The 20,871-nt window shown below is 74.1% G+C and carries 21 protein-coding genes and 1 pseudogene; 17 read left to right on the top strand and 5 right to left on the bottom strand.

What is annotated here, in order from left to right; genetic code table 11:
- Nucleotides 1-10 precede the first annotated feature (10 nt).
- Genes paaB through paaD form a run of 3 tightly spaced genes read left to right on the top strand, consistent with a single transcriptional unit; the run spans nt 11 to nt 1,787 of the window.
- On the top strand, nt 11-358 hold the full coding sequence (paaB, locus tag PYV61_RS03755; RefSeq protein ID WP_275828477.1) for a 1,2-phenylacetyl-CoA epoxidase subunit PaaB: 348 nt from the start codon (nt 11-13) through the stop codon (nt 356-358).
- Nucleotides 355-1,179: a 1,2-phenylacetyl-CoA epoxidase subunit PaaC gene (paaC, locus tag PYV61_RS03750; protein ID WP_275828475.1), complete on the top strand. Its 825-nt coding sequence runs from the start codon at nt 355-357 to the stop codon at nt 1,177-1,179. The genes paaB and paaC overlap by 4 nt, the downstream gene beginning before the upstream one ends.
- Nucleotides 1,173-1,787, top strand: coding sequence for a 1,2-phenylacetyl-CoA epoxidase subunit PaaD (paaD, locus tag PYV61_RS03745; protein ID WP_275828474.1), 615 nt, complete (start codon nt 1,173-1,175; stop codon nt 1,785-1,787). The genes paaC and paaD overlap by 7 nt, the downstream gene beginning before the upstream one ends.
- 220 nt (nt 1,788-2,007) lie before the next feature.
- Here the strand turns inward: paaD and PYV61_RS03740 are convergent, their stop codons facing one another.
- Nucleotides 2,008-2,406 (bottom strand): hypothetical protein, encoded by a 399-nt coding sequence (locus PYV61_RS03740; RefSeq protein ID WP_275828472.1) that lies wholly within the window; start codon nt 2,404-2,406, stop codon nt 2,008-2,010.
- Nucleotides 2,407-2,465: 59 nt separating this feature from the next.
- Nucleotides 2,466-4,604 (bottom strand): transketolase C-terminal domain-containing protein, encoded by a 2,139-nt coding sequence (locus PYV61_RS03735; RefSeq protein WP_275828470.1) that lies wholly within the window; start codon nt 4,602-4,604, stop codon nt 2,466-2,468.
- A gap of 119 nt (nt 4,605-4,723) precedes the next feature.
- Here PYV61_RS03735 and paaG point away from each other — a divergent pair, with 119 nt between their 5' ends.
- Nucleotides 4,724-5,515: a 2-(1,2-epoxy-1,2-dihydrophenyl)acetyl-CoA isomerase PaaG gene (gene paaG, locus PYV61_RS03730; RefSeq protein ID WP_275828468.1), complete on the top strand. Its 792-nt coding sequence runs from the start codon at nt 4,724-4,726 to the stop codon at nt 5,513-5,515.
- A 48-nt stretch (nt 5,516-5,563) separates the two neighbouring features.
- Here paaG and PYV61_RS03725 read toward each other — a convergent pair whose 3' ends face one another.
- Complete coding sequence (locus tag PYV61_RS03725) at nt 5,564-5,872, bottom strand: GIY-YIG nuclease family protein (protein WP_275828466.1); 309 nt, start codon at nt 5,870-5,872, stop codon at nt 5,564-5,566.
- 93 nt (nt 5,873-5,965) lie between these two features.
- Here PYV61_RS03725 and PYV61_RS03720 point away from each other — a divergent pair, with 93 nt between their 5' ends.
- The 11 genes from PYV61_RS03720 to apaG all read left to right on the top strand — a co-directional run bounded on the left by PYV61_RS03720 (nt 5,966) and on the right by apaG (nt 18,985).
- Nucleotides 5,966-7,162, top strand: a complete 1,197-nt coding sequence (locus tag PYV61_RS03720; RefSeq protein WP_275828464.1) for a 3-hydroxyacyl-CoA dehydrogenase NAD-binding domain-containing protein — start codon at nt 5,966-5,968, stop codon at nt 7,160-7,162.
- Nucleotides 7,159-7,608 (top strand): hydroxyphenylacetyl-CoA thioesterase PaaI, encoded by a 450-nt coding sequence (gene paaI, locus PYV61_RS03715; RefSeq protein WP_275828462.1) that lies wholly within the window; start codon nt 7,159-7,161, stop codon nt 7,606-7,608. The genes PYV61_RS03720 and paaI overlap by 4 nt, the downstream gene beginning before the upstream one ends.
- Nucleotides 7,605-8,816 (top strand): 3-oxoadipyl-CoA thiolase, encoded by a 1,212-nt coding sequence (gene pcaF, locus PYV61_RS03710; protein WP_275828460.1) that lies wholly within the window; start codon nt 7,605-7,607, stop codon nt 8,814-8,816. The genes paaI and pcaF overlap by 4 nt, the downstream gene beginning before the upstream one ends.
- Nucleotides 8,817-8,916: 100 nt before the next feature.
- Nucleotides 8,917-9,528, top strand: coding sequence for a transferase hexapeptide repeat family protein (locus PYV61_RS03705; RefSeq protein ID WP_275828458.1), 612 nt, complete (start codon nt 8,917-8,919; stop codon nt 9,526-9,528).
- A 4-nt stretch (nt 9,529-9,532) separates the two neighbouring features.
- Entirely contained in the window at nt 9,533-11,656 is a 2,124-nt protein-coding gene (gene paaZ, locus PYV61_RS03700; RefSeq protein ID WP_275828456.1) for a phenylacetic acid degradation bifunctional protein PaaZ, read from the top strand.
- A gap of 198 nt (nt 11,657-11,854) precedes the next feature.
- Nucleotides 11,855-13,000: a 4-hydroxyphenylpyruvate dioxygenase gene (hppD, locus tag PYV61_RS03695; protein ID WP_275828454.1), complete on the top strand. Its 1,146-nt coding sequence runs from the start codon at nt 11,855-11,857 to the stop codon at nt 12,998-13,000.
- Between the two features lie 13 nt (nt 13,001-13,013).
- Complete coding sequence (locus tag PYV61_RS03690) at nt 13,014-14,243, top strand: homogentisate 1,2-dioxygenase (RefSeq protein ID WP_275828453.1); 1,230 nt, start codon at nt 13,014-13,016, stop codon at nt 14,241-14,243.
- Between the two features lie 115 nt (nt 14,244-14,358).
- Nucleotides 14,359-15,540: an aminotransferase class I/II-fold pyridoxal phosphate-dependent enzyme gene (locus PYV61_RS03685; protein WP_275828450.1), complete on the top strand. Its 1,182-nt coding sequence runs from the start codon at nt 14,359-14,361 to the stop codon at nt 15,538-15,540.
- Nucleotides 15,541-15,588: 48 nt separating this feature from the next.
- Nucleotides 15,589-16,977: an NAD(P)/FAD-dependent oxidoreductase gene (locus tag PYV61_RS03680; RefSeq protein ID WP_275828448.1), complete on the top strand. Its 1,389-nt coding sequence runs from the start codon at nt 15,589-15,591 to the stop codon at nt 16,975-16,977.
- A 53-nt stretch (nt 16,978-17,030) separates the two neighbouring features.
- Nucleotides 17,031-18,578 carry a family 10 glycosylhydrolase gene (locus PYV61_RS03675; protein ID WP_275828446.1) on the top strand — a complete coding sequence of 516 codons (1,548 nt, stop codon included), beginning with the start codon at nt 17,031-17,033 and terminating at the stop codon, nt 18,576-18,578.
- Nucleotides 18,579-18,580: 2 nt separating this feature from the next.
- The gene (gene apaG / locus PYV61_RS03670; protein ID WP_275828444.1) at nt 18,581-18,985 is read left to right on the top strand and encodes a Co2+/Mg2+ efflux protein ApaG; all 405 of its coding nucleotides are present in this window, start codon (nt 18,581-18,583) and stop codon (nt 18,983-18,985) included.
- A gap of 9 nt (nt 18,986-18,994) precedes the next feature.
- Here apaG and PYV61_RS03665 read toward each other — a convergent pair whose 3' ends face one another.
- Nucleotides 18,995-19,414, bottom strand: coding sequence for a hypothetical protein (locus PYV61_RS03665; RefSeq protein WP_275828442.1), 420 nt, complete (start codon nt 19,412-19,414; stop codon nt 18,995-18,997).
- Between the two features lie 137 nt (nt 19,415-19,551).
- Here PYV61_RS03665 and infA point away from each other — a divergent pair, with 137 nt between their 5' ends.
- Nucleotides 19,552-19,773 carry a translation initiation factor IF-1 gene (gene infA / locus PYV61_RS03660; protein ID WP_275828440.1) on the top strand — a complete coding sequence of 74 codons (222 nt, stop codon included), beginning with the start codon at nt 19,552-19,554 and terminating at the stop codon, nt 19,771-19,773.
- A gap of 60 nt (nt 19,774-19,833) precedes the next feature.
- Nucleotides 19,834-20,184 carry a cupin domain-containing protein gene (locus PYV61_RS03655; protein ID WP_275828438.1) on the top strand — a complete coding sequence of 117 codons (351 nt, stop codon included), beginning with the start codon at nt 19,834-19,836 and terminating at the stop codon, nt 20,182-20,184.
- Between the two features lie 12 nt (nt 20,185-20,196).
- On the opposite strand, the pseudogene PYV61_RS03650 reads toward PYV61_RS03655, so the two are convergent.
- A pseudogene (locus tag PYV61_RS03650) lies at nt 20,197-20,871 on the bottom strand (hypothetical protein); the annotation flags it as partial.

The raw sequence follows: 20,871 nt of genomic DNA, 5'->3' as shown, positions 1-20,871 counted from the left end.
GTACGGAAACGTGCTGACTGTCCCCGGCGAGCCGGGGCAGCAGGAGCCGGCGGCGCCGCCGGCCGAGCAGACGGCGGACGGGCAGTGGAACCTCTGGGAGGTGTTCACGCAGGAGGAGCAGGGCGCCCCCCACGAGCACGCGGGGAGCGTCCGCGCCACCGACGCCGCGCACGCCCTGCAGAACGCGCGCGACGTCTACGGGCGCCGCGGGAAGGTGATCAGCATGTGGGTCGTCCCCACGGGCGCGGTCGCCGCGACGACGCCCTCGGACGCCGGGCCGTACTTCGACCCGATGAACGAGCGGCCGTACGTGCACCCGCACTTCTACAAGGCGCCGCGCGGCGTGCGCGGCGTATGAGCGGCGACGCCTCGCCGTCGGCGGCCGCGCCGGTCGCCGCCGCCCCGGCGCTCGCCACCTCGGGCGTCGTCGCCGACCCGCTGGTCGAGTACCTGCTCCGCCACGGCGACGACCGGCTCGTGCTCGGCCACCGGCTCTCCGAGTGGGTCGGCCACGCGCCGATCCTCGAGGAGGACATCGCGCTCGGCAACATCGCGCTCGACCTGGTCGGGCAGTCGACGTCGCTGCTCGGCCTCGCCGGCGCCGCCGAGGGGAAGGGGCGCGACGCCGACGCGCTCGCGTATCATCGCGAGGCGGTCGAGTTCCGCAATGTGCAGCTGGTCGAGGTGCCGCGCGGCGACTTCGCGGTGACGATGGTGCGCCAGTTCCTGTTCGACGCCTACGACGTGCTGCTCACCGAGGCGCTGCAGGGGAGCGCGCACGCCGACCTGGCGGGCGTCATGGCGAAGGCGCACAAGGAGGCGCAGTACCACGTGCGCCACAGCGCCGACTGGGTGGTGCGCCTGGGCGACGGCACCGGCGAGAGCCGCCGCCGCGCGCAGCGCGCGCTCGACGACCTGTGGCGCTTCGCCGCCGAGCCGACCACGCCCGACGACGTCGACCGCGCGATGCTGGCCGCCGGGATCGGCGCGGACCTCGACGCGCTCCGCCCGCGGTGGGACGCGAGCGTCCGCGAGGTGTTCGCCGAGGCGACGCTGACGGTGCCGGAGAAGGTGCTGCCCGCGCGCGGCGGGCGGACGGGGCGCCACACGGAGCACCTCGGGCTCATGCTCGCCGAGATGCAGATCGTGGCGCGCTCGCACCCGGGGGCGACGTGGTAGACCGCCGGGCGCCCGCCGACCCGGGGGCGCTGGCGCGCGCGCTGGGCGACGGGTGGGAGCTGGAGCCGGCGCCGGACGCGTCGCCGGCGGCCCCGATCGAGCCGCAGCCGCTGACCGCGGCCAACGTCTGGGCCGCGCTGGAGACGGTGCCGGACCCCGAGGTACCGGTCATCAGCGTGGTCGAGCTGGGGATCGTGCGCGACGTCGAGATCGACGGCGACGCGCTGACCGTCGTGATCACCCCGACCTACTCGGGGTGTCCGGCGATGCGCGAGATCGAGCGCGACGTGCTCGCGGCGCTGCACGCCCGCGGGTGGGCCGACGCGCGGCTGCGCACCGTGTTCGCGCCCGCGTGGACGACCGAGTGGATGAGCGACGCCGCGCGCGCCAAGCTGCGCGCCTACGGGATCGCGCCCCCGCGCGCCGGCGGCGCCTCCGCGGGGCTGGTCACGCTGCGGCGGCGCGGCGCGGCCCCCGAGCCGGTGCCGTGCCCGTTCTGCGGCTCGCACGCCACGCGGCTGCAGAGCGCGTTCGGCTCCACGGCGTGCAAGGCGCTGCACACGTGCGACGACTGCCGGCAGCCGTTCGAGGAGTTCAAGCCGATCTGACGGCTGGCCCCTGACGTAACGCGAACGTGCGCATTCGTCGCGCCGCGCAACAGAATCGCGCGTCGCTGCGTCTAAGAATGCGCCGGACCGCGTGGTCCCGGGGTTGGGGAACTCCGGGGCGGGATGGCATCCCTTGCCAGAGGGAACGATGGACGCGTGCCGGACGCCGCGACGAGCGGTGCGCCGGCACGTGCCGTTTCGGCCCCTCCCGCGCCCCCGCTTACCGGATGAGCACGCCTGCCGAGAGGTTCGCGTTGACCGTCAGGTCGACCACCTCGCCCCCGGTCAGGTTGAGCGGCCCGGAGTTGGCCGACCCGCCGCCGCCGATCGCGCGCGCCACGATGCGGATGGGCGCGGCCGCCGAGAACTGGCGGAGCCGCACGCGGAAGGTCCCGGGGGTGCCGACGGAGACGGTGCCCAGCCGGTCGACCAGCCCGCTGCCGATGGCGTAGACGTCGAGGATCCCCTGGTAGGTGTTGGTCACCCGCACCAGGATCTCGTCGTCGCGCAGCTCGACCTCGCCGGACGACGCCTCCTCGGTCCGGACGGGGGCGCGGCCGGCGCAGGCGGCCAGCGCGGGGAACAGGAGCAGCAGGCGCAGACGGGAGGAGCGGGTCACGGCGGCACTCCGGCGTGGGATGCGAGGCACGAGGGCAGGGCGAGTGCCATCGTACCCCGTCACACCCGCCGCAGTGCCTCCACCCGCTGGACGATCCCCTCGACGCTCGGCAGCACGGCCTCGAGCAGCGTCGGGTGGTAGGGCATCGGGACGTCGTCCACGCAGTACCGCTCGACCGGCGCGTCGAGGTGCCAGAACGCCTCCTGCGCGAGCGTCCCCGCGATCTCGGCGCCGAAGCCGGCGGTGCGGGTGTCCTCGTGCACGACCAGGCAGCGCCCCGTCTTGCGCACCGAGGCCAGCACCGCCTCGCGGTCCCACGGCGCGACCGTACGCAGGTCGAGCAGCTCCACCACGCCGTCGCCCAGCCGCTCGGCGGCCTCGCGGCAGCGGTGCACCAGCGCGCCCCACGTGACGAGGGTGACCTCGGTCCCCTCGCGCAGCACCGCCGCCTTCCCGAACGGCACGACGTAGTCGTCGCCCGGGTAGCGCGCGCTCCCGTCGCTGGTCATCAGCAGCGCGCGGTGCTCGAAGAAGATCGTCGGGTTGGGCGAGCGCATGGCGGCGCGCAGCAGCCCCACCGCGTCGGCGGCGTTGGACGGGATCGCGACCTGCCAGCCGAGCGAGTGCGCGAACCGCACCTCGTCGGAGAGCGAGTGCCAGGGGTCGCCGACGTCCTTGCCGAAGCCGCCCGGCATGCGGACCACGATCGGCGCCGCGAAGCGGTTGGCGGTGCGCCACCGCACGGTGCCACAGTTGTTCAGCTGCTCGGTGGCGGGGTCGGCGTACTTGCGGAACTGGATCTCGGCGACCGGCACGAGCCCGGAGTACGCCATCCCCACTGCGCGCCCGATGATCCCCTCCTCGGACAGCGACGTGTCGAACACGCGCCCCTCGCCGAAGCGCTTCTGCAGCCCCTCGGTGACGAGGTGCACGCCCCCCTTGGCCCCGACGTCCTCGCCGAAGACCAGGAGCTTGGGGTTCACCTCGAGCTCGCGCGCCAGCGTGCGGCGCACCGCCTCGGCGAAGCGCACCATCGGGCCCTCCGTCGCCGCGTCCCCGGTGCCGCCGAGCGCCGCGCGCTCCGCGTCGGAGATGCCGCCCATCGCCTCCTCGTCCCCCGGCTGCAGCGCCTCCGCCACCACGAAGCGCTTCACCTTCTCGGGCGCCGACACGGGGCGGGCGCGCGCGGCCGCGAGCGCCGCGTCGACGTCGCGCTGCACCTCCTGCTCCAGCGCCGTCCACTCCTGCTCGGACAGCGCGCCCATCTCGAGCACGTGGCGGCGCAGCCGCGGGAGCGGGTCGCGCGCCTCGTCGGCCGCGATCTCGTCGGGGGTGCGGTACCCCTTCTGGTTGTCGGGGCCCGAGTGGCTGGAGAGGCGCGGCACCGTGAGGCGCACCAGCGCCGGCCCCTCGCCCGAGCGCACGTGGTCGACGCCCTCGGCGAGCAGCCGCGCGGCCTGCGCGGGGTCGCAGCCGTCGCCGTCGCGCAGGAACAGGTTCTGGAACGACGCGAGGTTGGCCGCGATGTTGGCCCCCGGCGTCTGCATGTGGCTGCGCACCGAGATCCCGAGCCCGTTGTCCTCGACGTAGAAGAGCATCGGGAGCTTGAGCGTCGTCGCCATGGTGAGCGCCGACCAGAAGCCGTTGGTCGCCACGCTCGCCTCGCCGCCGAGGGCCACGCCGATCGAGCCGTCCCACGACCTGTCGCCGAGGACGTCGCGGTGGTAGCCGATCGCCTGCGCCCAGCCGGCCACCGGCGTGTACTGCCCGCCGACGTCGCCGGCCATCGGGAGGACGACGGCCCCGCCGCGCGTCGGCAGGTTGCACACGACGCCGATGTCGCGCCCGTCGCTGAACCCGCCGGCGCGGCCGAGGGGGCTGGCCAGCGCGTCCTCGAGCGACAGCCCGAGCGAGAGGAGCAGGGGGCGCGAGCGGTAGTAGGCGCCGGCCGCGTCGTGCGGCCGGTCGAGCAGGGCGCCGAGGAGGACCTGCCCCATGTCGTGCCCGCGCGCCGAGAACTGGTAGAGCACGACGTGCTCGCGCGGGACGCTCCCCTTGTTCCGGTTGGTCGCCTCCTCGGCCTCGTCCAGGGCGCGCGAGGCGAGCACCTGGTAGGCGACGCGCCGCCAGTCGAAGCGGGCGGTCGCGGCGTCGGCGGCGTGCGGGCGGGGGGCGGCGGGGCGGGAGCGGACGGCCATGGGTCTCGGGTCGGGGGGGCGCGACTGCCACGCGACTGCCGGCGGCGCGCGCCCGAATGATAGCTTTCGGCACGCCGCCGTTGGACCCGCCCGGCCGCGCCCCCCCGACCCGCCCCCGAATGCCCGACCAGCACGTGCGCGCCGAGACCGCCGACGGGATCGCGCGCCTGACGCTCGACCGCCCCGAGGTGCTGAACAGCTTCAACCACGCGATGGCGGCGCAGCTGCGCGCGGCGCTCGACGCCGCGGCGGCCGACGACGCGGTGCGCGCGGTGCTGCTGACGGGGGCGGGGCGGGCGTTCTGCGCGGGGCAGGACCTGGCGGCGGTGCTCCCGGCCGCGGGGGAGCCGGACCCCGACCTCGGGGACATCGTCCGCGACTGCTACAACCCGGTGATCCGCGCCCTGCGCGCGCTCGAGAAGCCGGTGGTGGCGGCGGTCAACGGCGTGGCCGCCGGCGCGGGGGCGAACCTGGCCTTCGCCTGCGACTTCGTGGTGGCCGCCGAGTCGGTGAACTTCATCCAGTCGTTCTGCCACATCGGGCTGATCCCGGACAGCGGCGGGACGTTCGTGCTCCCGCGCCTGGTCGGGATGGCGCGCGCGACGCAGCTGGCGATGCTCGGCGAGAAGCTGCCGGCCCGGCAGGCGCTGGACTGGGGGATGATCTACCAGGTGGTGGCGGCCGAGGAGCTGGACTCGGCGGCGACGGCGCTGGCGCGGCGGCTGGCGGGGATGCCGACGCGGGGGCTGGGGCTGATCAAGCGGGGGCTGAACGCGGGGCTGGGGAGCGGGCTGGAGGCGCAGCTGGCGTTCGAGGAGGGGCTGCAGCGGGAGGCGGGGCGGACGGCGGACTACGCGGAGGGGGTGCGGGCGTTCGTGGAGAAGCGGAAGCCGGTGTTCGTGGGGCGTTAGGTGTCACCCTGAGCGCAGCGAAGGGTCTCGGTCGCGCCGGGCCAGGAGTCAGCCCAGGTCGAGCGACGGCAGCCCGACGTCCGGTGCGAGGTCACGCCAACCCGCGTTCTCCGACTCCACCAGGGCGACCTTCCGAGCGCGCAGCCAACCCTTCAGCTCCCGCTCGCGTCGGACTGCCGACCGCGCGTCGGCGTGCGCCTCGTACCAGACGAGCCGCTCGATCCGGTACTTGGCGGTGTGTCCCCGGTAGTACGCCGTGCGGTGCTGCAACACTCGGCGCGGCAGACTCGAGGTACACCCCAGGTACAGTCGGCGGGTGCGGCTGGCCATGATGTACACCCACAGCGTCTTTGCCACGATGCGTCCTCCTGCGTGCGGGCATCCTAGATCCTTCGCTGCGCTCAGGATGACTCCCACCGGGACGCCACTCCGCACCATTCGAACGCACACGTGACCCCCGACTCCACCTCGACCATCGGCGTCGTCGGCGCCGGCGCCATGGGCGCCGGCATCGCGCAGGTCGCCCTCCGCCACGGCCACCCGGTCGTCCTCGCCGACGCCCGCCCCGAGGCCGCCGACCGCGCCGCCGCCGGCATCGCCGCGGCTCTCGCCCGCGAGGTCGAGAAGGGACGCCTCGCCCCCGACGCCGCCGAGGCCGCGCGCGCCAACCTGACGCTCGTCCGCGGCGTCGACGACCGCGACGCCTTCGCCGCGTCGTTCGGCCGCGCCGGCCTGGTGATCGAGGCGGTGATCGAGGACCCGCCCGTCAAGCGCGGCACCTTCGACCGCCTGGAGGCCGTCGTCGCCGACGACTGCGTGCTCGCGACCAACACGTCGTCGCTGAGCGTCGCGTCCATCGCCGGCGGGTGCCGCCGCCCCGAGCGGGTGATCGGCGTGCACTTCTTCAACCCGGCGCCGGTGATGCCGCTGGTCGAGATCGTCCCGGCCATGGCCACCGACCCCGACGTCGCGACCGCCACCCGGACCCTCGTCGACGCGTGGGGGAAGGTCACCGTGCTCGCCGCCGACACGCCGGGCTTCATCGTGAACCGCGTCGCGCGCCCGTACTACGGCGAGAGCCTGCGCCTGCTCGACGAGGGCGTCGCCGACGCGCCGACCATCGACTGGGCGATGCGCGAGCTCGGCGGGTTCCGCATGGGGCCCTTCGAGCTGATGGACTTCATCGGCGTGGACGTGAACTTCGCCGTCACCCGGTCGGTCTACGAGCAGACGTTCCACGACCCCCGCTACCGCCCGTCACTGACGCAGCAGCGGCTGGTCGAGGCGGGGCGGTTGGGGCGCAAGACGAAGCGCGGCTTCTACGACCACGCCGACGGCGCGGCGAAGCCCGAGCCGACGCGCGACGAGGAGCTGGGGCGCGCCATGCTGCGCCGCGTCCTCGCGATGCTGGTCAACGAGGCGTGCGACGCCGTCTTCTGGCGCGTCTGCACCGCGGCCGACGTCGAGCTGGCCATGACCAAGGGCGTCAACTACCCGCGCGGGCTGCTGGCGTGGGGCGCCGAGGTGGGCTTCGACGCGCTGGCCGCCGAGATCGACGCGCTGCGCGAGCGCTACCAGGAGGACCGGTACCGCGTCTCGCCGCTGCTGCGCCGCGCGGCCCGCGAGGGTGCCGGCGTGCTCGCATGACCGACGACGGCCAGGGGCTCGCCGAGCGCGTGGTCGCCGACATGGTGGCCCACGACGCGTTCAGTCGGTGGCTCGGGCTCGAGGTGCTGGAGACCGCCCCGCACCGCAGCGTGACCCGGATGACGGTGCGGGCCGACATGTGCAACGGCTTCGGCATCTGCCACGGCGGCGTCACCTTCTCGCTGGCCGACAGCACCTTCGCCTTCGCCTGCAACACCCGCGGCACGATCGAGGTCGCCCTCGACGTCGCGGTGTCGTTTCCGAACGCCGCGCACGTGGGCGACGTACTCACGGCAGTGGCCGAGGCGGAGACCGATCCGCGCCGCGTGGGGTTCTACCGGGTGACGGTGACCAACGGGCGCGGCGAGCCGGTCGCCCTCTTCCGCGGCACCTCCTACGACACGCGGCGCCCCCACGCGGCCGCCTCCCATACGCCTTCCCGATGACGCACGCCTTCCTGGTCGACGGCGTCCGCACCCCGATCGGCGCCCTCGGCGGCGCCCTCGCCGAGGCGCGGGCCGACGACCTGGCCGCCCACACGATCCGCGCCCTCGTCGCGCGGCACCCGTCGCTCGACCCGGCGCTGGTGACCGACGTGATCCTCGGCTGCGCCAACCAGGCGGGGGACGACAACCGGAACGTCGCCCGCATGGCCGCGCTGCTGGCCGGGCTCCCCGACTCGGTCCCCGGCGAGACGGTCAACCGCCTTTGCGCCTCCGGCATGAGCGCCGCCGCCTCGGCGGCCCGCGCGGTCCGCGGCGGGGAGGGGGACCTCTACGTCGCGGGCGGCGTCGAGAACATGACGCGCGCGCCCTACGTCCTCTCCAAGTCGTCCAGGCCGTTCGGGCGCGACATGGAGCTGTTCGACACCGCGCTCGGCTGGCGCTTCGTGAACCCGCGGATGCGCGAGGCGTACGGGACCGACTCGATGGGGCAGACGGCGGAGAACGTCGCCGAGCGCCTCGGGATCGACCGGCAGGCGCAGGACGTCTTCGCCTGCGCCTCGCAGCAGAAGGCGGCGGCGTCGCGCGCGGCCGGCCGCTTCGAGCGCGAGATCGTCCCCGTCGAGGTGCCGGCCGGGCGGAAGGGGCCCGTCACGGTCGCCCAGGACGAGTTCCTCCGCCCCGACACGACCATCGAGGGGCTCGGCAAGCTGAAGCCGGCGTTCCGCACCGACGGCAGGGGCTCGGTGACCGCCGGCAACGCCTCGGGGCTCAACGACGGCGCGTGCGCGCTCTTCGTGGGCTCGGAAGCGGGCGCGAAGGCCGCCGGCGCCGAGCCGCTGGCGCGCATCGTCGCCACCGCGGCGGCCGGCGTCGAGCCGCGCGTGATGGGGCTCGGCCCGGTGCCGGCGACCCGGAAGGTGCTCGCGCAGGCCGGCCTCTCGCTCGCCGACATGGACGTGCTGGAGCTGAACGAGGCGTTCGCCGCCCAGGTGATCGGGTGTCTCCGCGAGCTCGGCGTGGCCGAGGACGATCCGCGCGTGAACCCGAACGGCGGCGCCATCGCCCTCGGCCACCCGCTCGGCATGAGCGGCGCGCGCCTGCTGCTGACCGCCGCCCACGAGCTCAAGGCGATCGGCGGCCGCTACGCGCTGGCGACGATGTGCGTGGGGGTGGGGCAAGGGGTGGCGACCATCCTGGAGCGGGTGTGACCGGCACTCGTTGCGCGGACTGCGGGCTGCGGGCTGCGGATTCGTCGAACCCGCAGCCCGCAGCCCGCAGCGTCCGCCACGAGGGGAGACGCGCGCGCGCATGACCATCTACGCCTACGAGGATTTCGTCCCCGTCGTGCACGAGTCCGCCTACGTGCACCCCAACGCCACGGTCACCGGCAACGTGACGATCGGCCGCGACGTGTACGTCGGCCCCGGCGCGGCGATCCGCGGCGACTGGGGCGGGATCGTGATCGAGGACGGGTGCAACGTCCAGGAGAACTGCACCGTGCACATGTTCCCCGGCGTGACCGTCGTCCTCGAGGAGGGGGCGCACGTCGGGCACGGGGCGGTGGTGCACGGGGCGCGGCTGGGGCGGAACGTCCTGGTCGGGATGAACGCCGTCGTGATGGACCGCGCCGTCGTCGGCGCCGGGTCGATCGTCGGCGCCCTGTGCTTCGTCCCGACCGACATGCAGATTCCGGAACGGAAGGTCGTGGTCGGCAACCCGGCGCGCATCGTCAAGGACGTGTCGGACGAGATGCTGGCCTGGAAGACCGAGGGGACGGCGCTGTACCAGGCGCTCCCCGGGCGGCTGCACGCCACGCTGCGCGCCTGCGAGCCGCTGCGGACACTGACCGAAGAGCAGGCGGCCCGGCGCGCGGCGCAGGCGGCCACCTTCAGAACCTGGCACGAGACGCGAGGAGACTGACGCGATGCGGCTGCGCAATTACGCCTGCGGCCAGTGGGTCGAGGGCGCCGGCAACTTCACCACGCTGCACAACGCGGTCACCGGCGAGCCGGTCGCCGAGACGTCGAGCCAGGGGCTCGACTTCGCCGCGATGGCGCAGTACGCCCGCGAGGTCGGCGGCCCGGCGCTGCGCCGGCTGACCTTCCACGAGCGCGCGCGCCTGCTCAAGGCGCTGGCGCTGTACCTGAGCGAGCGGAAGGAGCAGTTCTACCGCATCTCGGCGTGGACGGGGGCGACCAAGACCGACCACTGGATCGACATCGACGGCGGGATCGGGACGCTGTTCGCGTACGCGAGCCGCGGGCGCCGCGAGTTCCCCGACGAGCCGTTCTTCGTCGACGGGCCGGTCGAGACGCTGAGCAAGAACGGCGGCTTCGTCGGGCGCCACGTGTGCGTGCCGCTCGAGGGCGTGGCGGTGCACATCAACGCCTTCAACTTCCCCGTCTGGGGGATGCTGGAGAAGCTCGCGACGTCGCTGCTCGCGGGCGTGCCGGCGATCGTGAAGCCGGCGACGGTGACGAGCTACCTCACCGAGGCGGTGTTCCGCGCCATGGTCGAGAGCCGCATCCTGCCGGCCGGCGCGATCCAGCTGATCGTCGGCAGCGCGGGCGACCTGCTCGACCACCTGAACTGCCAGGACGCGGTCGCGTTCACCGGCAGCGCGTGGACGGGGCAGCTGCTCAAGAAGACGCCGGCGATGATGGAGCACAACGTCCGCTACAACCAGGAGGCGGACTCGCTCAACTTCTCGATGCTCGGCCCCGACGCCGCGCCCGGGACGCCGGAGTTCGACCTGTTCGTGAAGGAGGTCGCGCGCGAGATGACGGTGAAGGCGGGGCAGAAGTGCACCGCCATCCGACGCACCTTCGTCCCGCGCGGCATGGTGGACGACGTCGTCAAGGCGCTCGGCCAGCGGCTCGGCGGCGTGACGGTCGGCGACCCGACGCTCGACGGGGTGCGCATGGGCCCCCTCGCCGGGCGCGCGCAGGTGAAGGAGGTCGGCAAGGCGCTCGACGCGCTGCGCGCGGGCGCCGAGGTGGCGTACGGCGGCGGCGACTTCGACGTGGTGGGGGCGGACCGCGACGCGGGCGCCTTCTTCCCGATCACCCTGCTCTACAACGACCGCCCGTTCGACCGCCCGCAGGCGCACGACGTCGAGGCGTTCGGCCCCGTGAACACGGTCATGCCGTACGACTCGACCGACGAGGCGATCGCGCTGGCGAAGCTCGGACGCGGCTCGCTCGTCGGCTCGCTGTTCACGAACGACGAGCGCGTGGCGCGCGACGTCGCGCTCGGCACCGCGGCGTACCACGGGCGCCTGCTGCTCGGCAACCGCGCGTCGGCCAAGGAGAGCACCGGGCACGGCTCGCCGCTCCCGCACCTCGTGCACGGCGGCCCCGGGCGCGCCGGCGGCGGCGAGGAGATGGGCGGCGTGCGCGGCGTGCTGCACTACATGCAGCGCACGGCGGTGCAGGGCTCCCCCGCGATCGTCGCCGCGGTGACGCGCGAGTGGAGCAAGGGCGCCGAGGAGCTGAAGGACCGCATCCACCCGTTCCGCAAGCACTTCGAGGAGCTGCGGATCGGCGAGACGTGGAGCACGCACCGCCGCACCGTCACCGAGGCCGACATCACGAACTTCGCCGGCATCTCGGGCGACTACTTCTACGCCCACGTCGACGAGATCGCCGCCCGCGACTCGCTGTTCGAGCGGCGCGTGGCGCACGGCTACTTCGTGCTGTCGGCGGCGGCCGGGCTGTTCGTCGACCCGGCGCCGGGCCCCGTGCTCGCCAACTACGGGCTGGAGGGGCTGCGCTTCGTGAAGCCGGTCTACGTCGGCGACACGCTGCAGGTCCGCCTCACCTGCAAGAGCAAGGCGGCCAAGGACGACCGCGAGGGGCAGGTGCCGCAGGGCGTCGTGGCCTGGGACGTCGAGGTGACGAACCAGGAGGGGGAGGCGGTGGCGATCTACACCGTGCTCACCCTGGTCAAGCGCATGCACCCCATCGGCGGGCCCGCGACCGCCCCGGAGGGGGCGGAGCCGGTGACGGTGAAGGAGCAGCCGGGCGCGGCGCCGGCGGTCATGGCCTGACCGGGCGACGGGGGACGGGTGGGGTCGCTTTGCCGGCGCCCCGCCCGCCCCCATCTTTCGGGGGCAGGCATCCGAGGAGGCGACCATGGCGGGGAAGGACGAGAAGCCGGGCAACCGGCGCTGTGATCCAGGGTGGGCCGCGACCGGCTGAAGCCGCCGCACGCGACCCTTGCATCCGCTCACCCACCCGGAGCCCCCATGGCCACCACCATCGAGTCCAGCGCCGTCGGCGCCGAAGCGCACGACACCTTCCCGATCAACGGCACCGACTACATCGAGTTCTACGTCGGCAACGCCAAGCAGGCCTCGCACTACTACCGCTCGGCGTTCGGCTTCCGGCTGGTCGCCTACCGCGGCCCCGAGACCGGGACCCGCGACCGCGCCAGCTACGTGCTGCAGCAGGACAAGATCCGCTTCGTCCTGACGACCCCGATCCGCCCCGACGCCAGCGACGAGGCGCGCGCGATCGCCGACCACGTCCACCGCCACGGCGACGGCGTGCGCGACCTCGCCCTGTGGGTCGACGACGCCCGCGACGCGTGGGCCAAGGCGGTCGAGCGCGGCGCCACCAGCGTGCACGAGCCGCGCGTGGTCCGCGACGCGCACGGCGAGGTCGTGATCGCCGCCATCCGCACCTACGGCGACACGATCCACTCGCTGGTCGGGCGGAAGGGCTACACGGGCCCGTTCCTCCCCGGCTTCGTCCCCGTCGACCCGCACTACCAGGGGACGTCGGTGGGGCTCAAGTACGTCGACCACTGCGTCGGCAACGTCGAGCTCGGGAAGATGAACGTCTGGGTGCAGTGGTACTCCGACGTCATGGGCTTCCGGAACCTGCTGACCTTCGACGACGAGGACATCAACACCGAGTACTCGTCGCTGATGTCGAAGGTGATGGCCAACGGGAACGACCGCATCAAGTTCCCGATCAACGAGCCCGCCTCCGGCAAGAAGAAGTCGCAGATCGACGAGTACCTCGACTTCTACGGCGGCCCGGGCGTGCAGCACATGGCGCTGGCCACCGACGACATCGTGAAGACGGTCACGACGCTCAAGGCCAACGGCGTCGAGTTCCTCAGCACGCCCACCAGCTACTACGAGCAGCTCGAGACGCGCGTCGGCAAGATCGACGAGCCGCTCGAGGTGCTGGCGCAGCACGGGATCCTCGTCGACCGCGACCCGGACGGCTACCTGCTCCAGATCTTCACCAAGCCGGTCGAGGACCGCCCGACCGTCTTCTACGAGATCATCCAGCGCAAGGGCGCCAAGAGCTTCGGGAAGGGGAACTTCCGCGCGCTCTTCGAGGCGATCGAGCGCGAGCAGGCGCTGCGCGGGAACCTCTGACCGGGAGCCGGCCATGCCGATCTACCACACGCTGGGGCGCGTCCCGCAGAAGCGGCACACCGCGATGCGGAAGCCCGACGGCGGCATCTACTCCGAGCAGCTGGTCGGGCACGAGGGCTTCACCGGCACCTCGGCGCTCCTCTACCACCTCCACCCGCCCACCACGGTCAAGAGCGTCCGCAAGCTCCGCGACCTGAAGTGGGAGGCGGAGGAGGACCAGACGCTCAAGCACCGCCACTGGCGCAGCTCGCAGCTGAAGAAGGGCGGCTCGCCGACGCTCGACCGCACGCCGATGCTGTTCAACGCCGACATCGGGATGCTCTACGTCGAGCCCGACGAGCAGGACGCGCACTTCTACCGCAACGCCCAGGCGGACGAGGTGGTCTACGTCGCCAAGGGGCAGGGGACGCTCGAGACGCAGTTCGGCGACCTGCCGTACCGCGCCGGCGACTACGTGGTGATCCACCGCGGCATCATGCACCGGTGGAAGCTCGACCTCGCGCACGAGCAGAAGTTCCTGGTGATGGAGAGCCGCGGCCACGTGCGGTGGCCCAAGCGCTACCGCAACGAGTTCGGCCAGCTGCTGGAGGGCGCGCCGTACTCGGAGCGCGACATCCGCCGGCCGACCGACCTCCGGACGCACGACGAGATGGGGGACTTCCCGATCCTCATCAAGCAGTTCGACGCGCTCAACGAGTACGTCCTCGACCACCACCCGTTCGACGTCGTCGGGTGGGACGGCTACTTCTACCCGTGGATCTTCAACATCCACGACTTCGAGCCGATCGTCGGGCGCGTCCACCAGCCGCCGCCGGTGCACCAGACCTTCCAGGGCGACGGCTTCGTGATCTGCTCGTTCTGCCCGCGCCCGTACGACTTCGACGCCAACGCGATCCCGGCGCCGTACAACCACAGCAACGTCGACTCGGACGAGGTGATCTTCTACGCCTCCGAGGAGTTCATGAGCCGCAAGGGGATCGAGTTCGGCTCCGTCACGCACCACCCCGACGGCATCCCGCACGGCCCGCACCCGGGGCGCTACGAGGCCAGCATCGGGCAGAAGTTCACCAACGAGCTGGCGGTCATGATGGACTCGTTCCGCCCGCTCAAGGTCGCGAAGGCGGTCCGGTCCGCGGAGGACGAGACGTACCACCGCAGCTGGATCGAGGCGCAGCACGCGCGCGTCGCGGCCCCGCAGAACGGCACGCCGGCGCCGGCCGTGGCGCTGCCGCTCACCGACTGACGAACACGACCTCTCGACGCTCGACGCTCCACGCTCGACGCTCGGCACGCCCCGCGAGGCGGCCGGCGTCGAGCGTGGAGCGTCGAGCGTCGAGGGAACCAATAGGAACGATCCCATGCCCCGTCCCGCCCAGCGCTTCCAGGCGCTCCCGCCCTACCCGCTGGCGCACGTCCCCGTGCGGAAGCGCGAGCTGCTGCAGCAGGGGGTCGACGTGATCGACCTCGGGGCGGGGGACGCCGACCTGCCCCCCCCGCCCGCCGCCGTCGCGGCGATGACGCGCGCGCTCGCCGAGCTGGCGATGCACCGCTACGGCTTCGGGCTCGGACACGTCCCCTTCCGCGAGGCCGTCAGCGCGTGGATGCAGCGCCGCTTCGGCCTGTCCTTCGACCCGATCACGGAGATCTGCCCGCTCATCGGCTCGAAGGAAGGGATCACGCACCTCGCCCTCGCCTTCCTCGAGAAGGGCGACGTCGCGGTCATCCCCGAGCCGGGCTACCTGGCGTACGTCGGCGGCACCCTGCTCGGCGAGGCGACGCCGTACCCGGTCGCGCTGCGCCCGGAGAAGCGCTTCCTCGTCGAGCTCGACGAGATCCCCGACGACGTCCTGCGGCGCACCAAGCTGCTGTACCTGAACTACCCGAACAACCCGACTGCCGCCGTCGCGCCGCGCGACTACCTGGAGCGCGTCGTGCGGACGTGCCGCGAGCGCGACATCGTGCTCGTCTACGACAACGCGTACTCCGAGCTGGCCTACGACGGCTACGTCCCGCCGAGCATCTTCGAGATCGCGGGCGCGCGCGAGGTGGCGCTCGAGTTCCACTCGCTCTCGAAGACGTACAACATGACCGGCTGGCGGCAGGGGTGGGCCGTCGGCAACCCGCAGCTCGTCGGCGCGCTGGCGCGGGTCAAGTCCTTCGTCGACACGGGCTCGTTCATGGCCATCCAGGCCGCCGGCGTCGCCGCGCTCGAGAGCTGGGCCGAGTTCGTCCCGGGCAACGTCGCCATCTTCCGCGAGCGGCGCGACGCGGCGGTGGCGGCGTTCCGCGACGCCGGCTTCGCCTGCGACGTGCCGCGCGCGGCGATGTACCTGTGGGTCGCGCTCCCCGAGGGCGTCCCCAGCCGCGCGTTCTGCGACCGCCTGATGGACGAGGAGGGGGTCATCACCCTGGCGGGGTCGAGCTTCGGGCCGGGCGGCGAGGGCTTCTTCCGCATCTCCTTCATCGCGACGCCCCAGCGCATCGCCGAGGCGGCGCGCCGCGCCGGGAAGGTGCTCGCCGCGATGGCCGCCCCGGTCTGACCGGCCGGACGCGACGCGCATGACGTGCAACGATCATCGAAGGGAGCCGTGACGGAGTCGAACGACGGCGGGGCCGCGGGGCGCGAGATCCCCGACGTGGTGGTGCTGGGGGCGGGCGTGGCGGGGCTGGCGGCGGCGCGCGCCCTCGTCGACGCGGGCAAGCGGGTGGTCGTGCTGGAGGCGCGCGACCGGCTCGGCGGGCGCGTCCTCACGCGCCGCGATCCGGGGCTGGCCGTCCCGGTCGAGCTGGGCGCGGAGTTCGTGCACGGCACGCCGCGCGCGCTGTGGCGCGTGCTCGACGAGGCGCGCCTGCGCGTGGTCGACGCCGCCGAGGAGCACGTCACGCTCGACGGCGGGCGGCTGGTCGAGCGCGACGACTTCGCCGGCACGATGGACGAGGTGCTCGGCGCGCTCCCCGACGAGGAGCGCCGCCCCGACCGCTCGTTCGCCGAGTTCCTGGGCGAGCGCTTCGGCGACGCGGCCCACGCCGACGCGCGGCGGCTCGCCGCGTCGTACGTCGAGGGGTTCCACGCCGCGCCGGTCGGCGACGTCGGCACGCACGGGCTGGCGCACGCCGAGGGCGCCGCGTCGGGGAACGACCAGGCGTACCGGGTCGTCGACGGCTACGACCGGGTCGTGGCCTGGCTGCACGACGGGGCGGGGGAGGCGCCCGACGTGCGGCTCCGCACCGTCGCGCACCGCGTGCGCTGGTCGGCGGGGAAGGTGCGCGTCGAGGCGCACCAGGCGGTGGGCGTCGACGACCTGCAGTTCGACGCGGCCGCGTGCGTCGTGACGCTCCCCGTCGGCGTGCTCGCGGCGTCGCCGGGGAGCGAGGGGAGCGTGTCGTTCGAGCCGCGCCTCGACGACCGGGCGGAGGCGCTCGCCGCCGTCGGCTGCGGGCACGTGACGCGCGTGGTCCTCCAGTTCCGCCGCCGCTTCTGGGAGGACCGCGCCTGCGTCCCCGCGCTCGACGGCGACGTCGACCCGGGGATGCTCTCGTTCGTCCACGCGCCGGAGCGTCCGGTGCCCGTGTGGTGGACGCTGCGCGCCGTGCGCGCGCCGGTGCTGGTCGCCTGGGTCGGCGGCCCGCGCGGGCTCGCGCTCGCGCGGCTCGACGCCGCGGGGCTCGAGCGCACCTGCGTGTCGGCGCTCGCGCAGACGCTCGGCCTGTCGGTCGACGCGGTCCGCGCCGAGCTGGTGGCCGTGCACCACCACGACTGGACCGACGACCCGTTCGCGCGCGGGGCGTACAGCTACGCGCGCGTCGGGGGCGCCGACGCGCCGGCGCTGCTCGCCGCGCAGCTCGTCGACACGCTGTTCTTCGCCGGCGAGGCGACCGCGGGCGGGGGGAACACCGGCACCGTGCACGGCGCGCTGGCGAGCGCCGAGCGCGCGGCGGCCGACGGGCTCGCGGCGCTGGCGCGGCGCGACCGGTAGTGAGCGGCGGCGGGGCGGGCTAGGTTGCGGGGCCACCCCTCGCCCCGTCCCGCGTGACCCGCCGCCCCGCCCGCCTCCTCGCCGCCGCCGCGCTCGCGCTGCTCTCGGCGTGCGCGCCCGCCCTCGTCCCCGCCCCCGCCGCCGGGGGCGCCGCCGAGCCCCCGCCGCTCCCGCGCGAGTTCCGCGCGGCGTGGGTCGCGACCGTCGCCAACATCGACTGGCCGTCGCGCCCCGGGCTCCCCACCGCCGAGCAGCAGCGCGAGCTGGTCGCGATACTCGACCGCGCGAAGGCGCTCAACCTGAACGCGATCGTGCTGCAGGTGCGCCCGGCCACCGACGCGATCTACCCGTCGGCGCTCGAGCCGTGGTCGGAGTACCTGACGGGCGAGATGGGGAAGGCGCCGGCGCCGGCGTGGGACCCGCTCGAGTTCGCGGTGCGCGAGTCGCACGAGCGCGGGATCGAGCTGCACGCGTGGTTCAACCCGTACCGCGCGCGCCAGGTCGGCGCGAAGTCGGCGGTCGCGGCCACGCACGTGAGCCGCACGCGCCCCGACCTCGTGCGCGAGTACGGGCGGATGCAGTGGATGGACCCGGGCGAGCCCGAGACGCAGGCGCACTCGCTGCGCGTGATCCTCGACGTGGTGAAGCGCTACGACGTCGACGGCGTGCACCTCGACGACTACTTCTACCCGTACAAGGTCGCGGGGCCGGGCGGGAAGCCGCTCGACTTCCCCGACAGCGCGAGCTACGCGCGCTACGCCGCCGGCGGCGGCACGCTGGGGCGCGACGACTGGCGCCGCCGCAACGTCGACGAGTTCGTGCGCCGCATGTACGACGAGGTGAAGCGCGCGAAGCCGTGGGTGAAGGTCGGCATCAGCCCGTTCGGCATCGCGCGCCCGGGGCAGCCCGAGCAGGCGTGCTGCTTCGACCAGTACTCCGAGCTGTACGCCGACGCGCGGAAGTGGCTGCGCGAGGGGTGGCTCGACTACTGGACGCCGCAGCTCTACTGGAAGATCTCGGCGCCGCAGCAGAGCTACCCCATGCTCCTGAAGTGGTGGGCCGCCGAGAACGTGAAGGGGCGCCACCTCTGGCCGGGCAACTTCACCTCGCGCGTCGTCGACGGCAGCCCGCAGCAGTTCACCGTCGCCGAGATCGACTCGCAGGTGCGGCTGACGCGCGCGCAGCCCGGCGCGACCGGCAACGTGCACTTCAGCATGAAGGCGCTGATGCGCAACCCGGGCGGGCTCACCGACACGCTGCAGGCGGGCGTGTACGCGCAGCCGGCGCTGATCCCCGAGTCGCCGTGGATGCCGGGGCGCACCCCCGGGCGCCCGCAGGTGCGCGTCGCCGCCGGCGTCCCCGGCCAGACGCTGCTCGAGCTGTCGCCCGCCGCGGGCGAGCAGCGCCCGTGGCAGTGGGTGGTGCGGGCGCGGCACGGCGGCACGTGGACCACCGAGGTCGTGCCGGGTGCGAGCGCCCGCACCGCGGTGCCGGCCCCCGCCACCCGCGGCGCGCCCGACGAGGTGCTCGTCTTCGCGCTCGACCCCGCGGGGCGGGCCGGCCCGTCGGCGCGCGTCGCCGGCACCGTCGCCGCGCGCTGACCGTGCCGCCGCGCCGTCCGCTCTTCCACCGCGAGACGGAGGGGATCCGCGTCACGGTGCGCCCGTCGTACCTGCGCGAGCAGTCGCGCCCCTACGCGGCGCAGCACGTGTTCGCGTACCACGTGCGCATCGAGAACGTCGGCGCGCGCTCGGCGCAGCTCCTCTCGCGCTCGTGGCTGATCCACGACGACGCCGGCGAGGAGACCAAGGTCGACGGCGAGGGCGTGGTCGGCGAGCAGCCGGTCATCGCCCCCGGCCGCGTGCACGAGTACCGCAGCTTCTGCGTGCTCAAGTCCACCAGCGGGTGGATGGAGGGGCACTACCGCTTCGTGCGCGACGACGGCACCCGCTTCGAGGCGGTGATCCCGCGCTTCCTGCTCGACGCCGCCGACGCGCTCCCCGAGTAGCGCGCCGCCTCAGCCCCCGTCGAGCGACGCCGGCGGGATCGCCTCGGCGAACGGCGCGTAGAGCGTCGCGAACGCGGTCGCCGACAGGACGTCGCGCACGAGCAGCGCGAGCACGGCGGCCAGCGCCGCCTCCGCCACGGGCGCCAGCTCGGGCGCGGCGTCGGGGGCGGGGTCGTCGGTCGGGACCGCGACCAGCTGGAGCAGGGGCCCGAGCGCCGCGTCGCGCTCGGGCTCGCGCTGGGTGGCCGCCACGGCGGCCGCGAGGACGCGGGCGGCGGCGGCGAAGCGCGGGGAGCCCTGGGCGGCCTCGTGGCGGGCCGCGGCCTCGTCCCACGCCGCGGCCGGGAGCGCGGCCAGCCGCTGCAGGAAGCGGCGGATGGCGAGCGTCTGCGGGCCGTAGGGGGCGGCGGGGGGCGGGGGGGCGGTCACCGCGGGGAAGCTAGCGGCCCCGGAGGGGCTCCGCTGGCCGCGCGCAAGCCGCTGCCCTATCTTTGTTTGGATGACGAGCCGGGCGTGCGCGCCCGCCGTGCATCCCCCGTATTCCCCGAATCAGTCCCGGCCAGTCCATGGCGAAGCAAGACGCGATCGAGCTCGAAGGCACCGTGGCGGAGGTGCTCCCCAACGCCACCTTCCGGGTGGAAACGAAGAGCGGCCACCAGGTGCTCGCGACGCTCGCCGGCAACATGCGCCGGTTCCGCATCCGCGTCCTCGCCGGCGACCGCGTGACGCTCGAGGTCTCGCCCTACGACCTCACCCGCGGCCGCATCACCTTCCGCCACAAGAGCTGACCGCCGGCACGATCCGTGTACCTCGGGCCCGCACTTTCACGCGGCAGCCGGAGGGGAGCAATGGGACGGACGGGAGAGACGACGGTCACGAAGGTCGATTCGCGCCACTCGCCCCGCGGGGCGATGGGGCAGAAGTACCTCGCCGCGGGGAAGCGGATGGGGATGCGCCTGTGGGACGAGGAGCGCCCCGGCGAGTCCAGCGATGAGTCGCGCCGCGACTACGAGACGGTCGGCTACGTGATCGCCGGCCGCGCCGAGCTGCACCTCGAGGGGCAGCTCGTGCTGCTCGAGGCGGGCGACTCGTGGGTCGTCCCCGAGGGGGCGACGCACCGCTACAAGATCCTCGAGACGTTCACGGCCGTCGAGGCGACCTCGCCGCCCGCGCACGTGCACGGGCGGGACGAGGAGTGAGCGCGCGCTGAGCTAGCGCCGCGTCAGCCGCCGGAACAGCGAGCGCAGCCCGCCCCCGGCGGGCTGCTGCGCCGCCTCGGTCATCTCGACGATCGCGTCGATGGCCGCCACGCGCCCCGGCTGGTGCCCCGCGGGCTGCCCCGGGCGCGCGGTGGCGTGCTCCGCCGACCGCGCGACCAGCTCCTCCACGTCCGACATGTCGACGCCCGGGGTCAGGACCTCGGGCTCGTCGTCGGCCGCGTCGTCCGGCACCGACGCCAGCGCGGCGTCGAGCGCCGCCGCCAGCGGGTCCACGCCGACCGACGCGGGCACGGCCACGGCCGGCATCTCGAGCACCACGTCGTCCGCCTGTTCGACGACGGCGTCGTCGGCGACGTCGTCGGGGGCGTCGAGCGTCAGCAGCGGCAGCTCGAACGCGGGCTGGTCGAACGAGGCGTCGTCGGCCAGGAGCGGCAGGTCCATCGGCGCCGGGGTCCACGACGGCGCGACCTCGTCGTCGTGCGCCGCCTCGGCCGCGCCGGCGCCGAGCAGCGCCGCCGTCTCGTCGAGCGCGCCCTGCACGCGCCAGTCGTGGGCGCCCGCCAGCCGCGTCCGGGCGCGCAGCACCGCGTCGCGCGCCGCGGCCTCCGGCCCCGCCGCCGACAGCAGCGCCAAGTCGGATCGTAGCCATGTCGTTCTGTGAGCCAA

It is taken from the genome of Roseisolibacter sp. H3M3-2, from assembly GCF_029211165.1.
In the GTDB taxonomy this organism is placed as follows: Bacteria; Gemmatimonadota; Gemmatimonadetes; order Gemmatimonadales; family Gemmatimonadaceae; genus Roseisolibacter.
The sequence above is the reverse complement of the archived record's forward strand: the minus strand, read 5'-3'. Positions and strand labels throughout refer to the sequence as shown.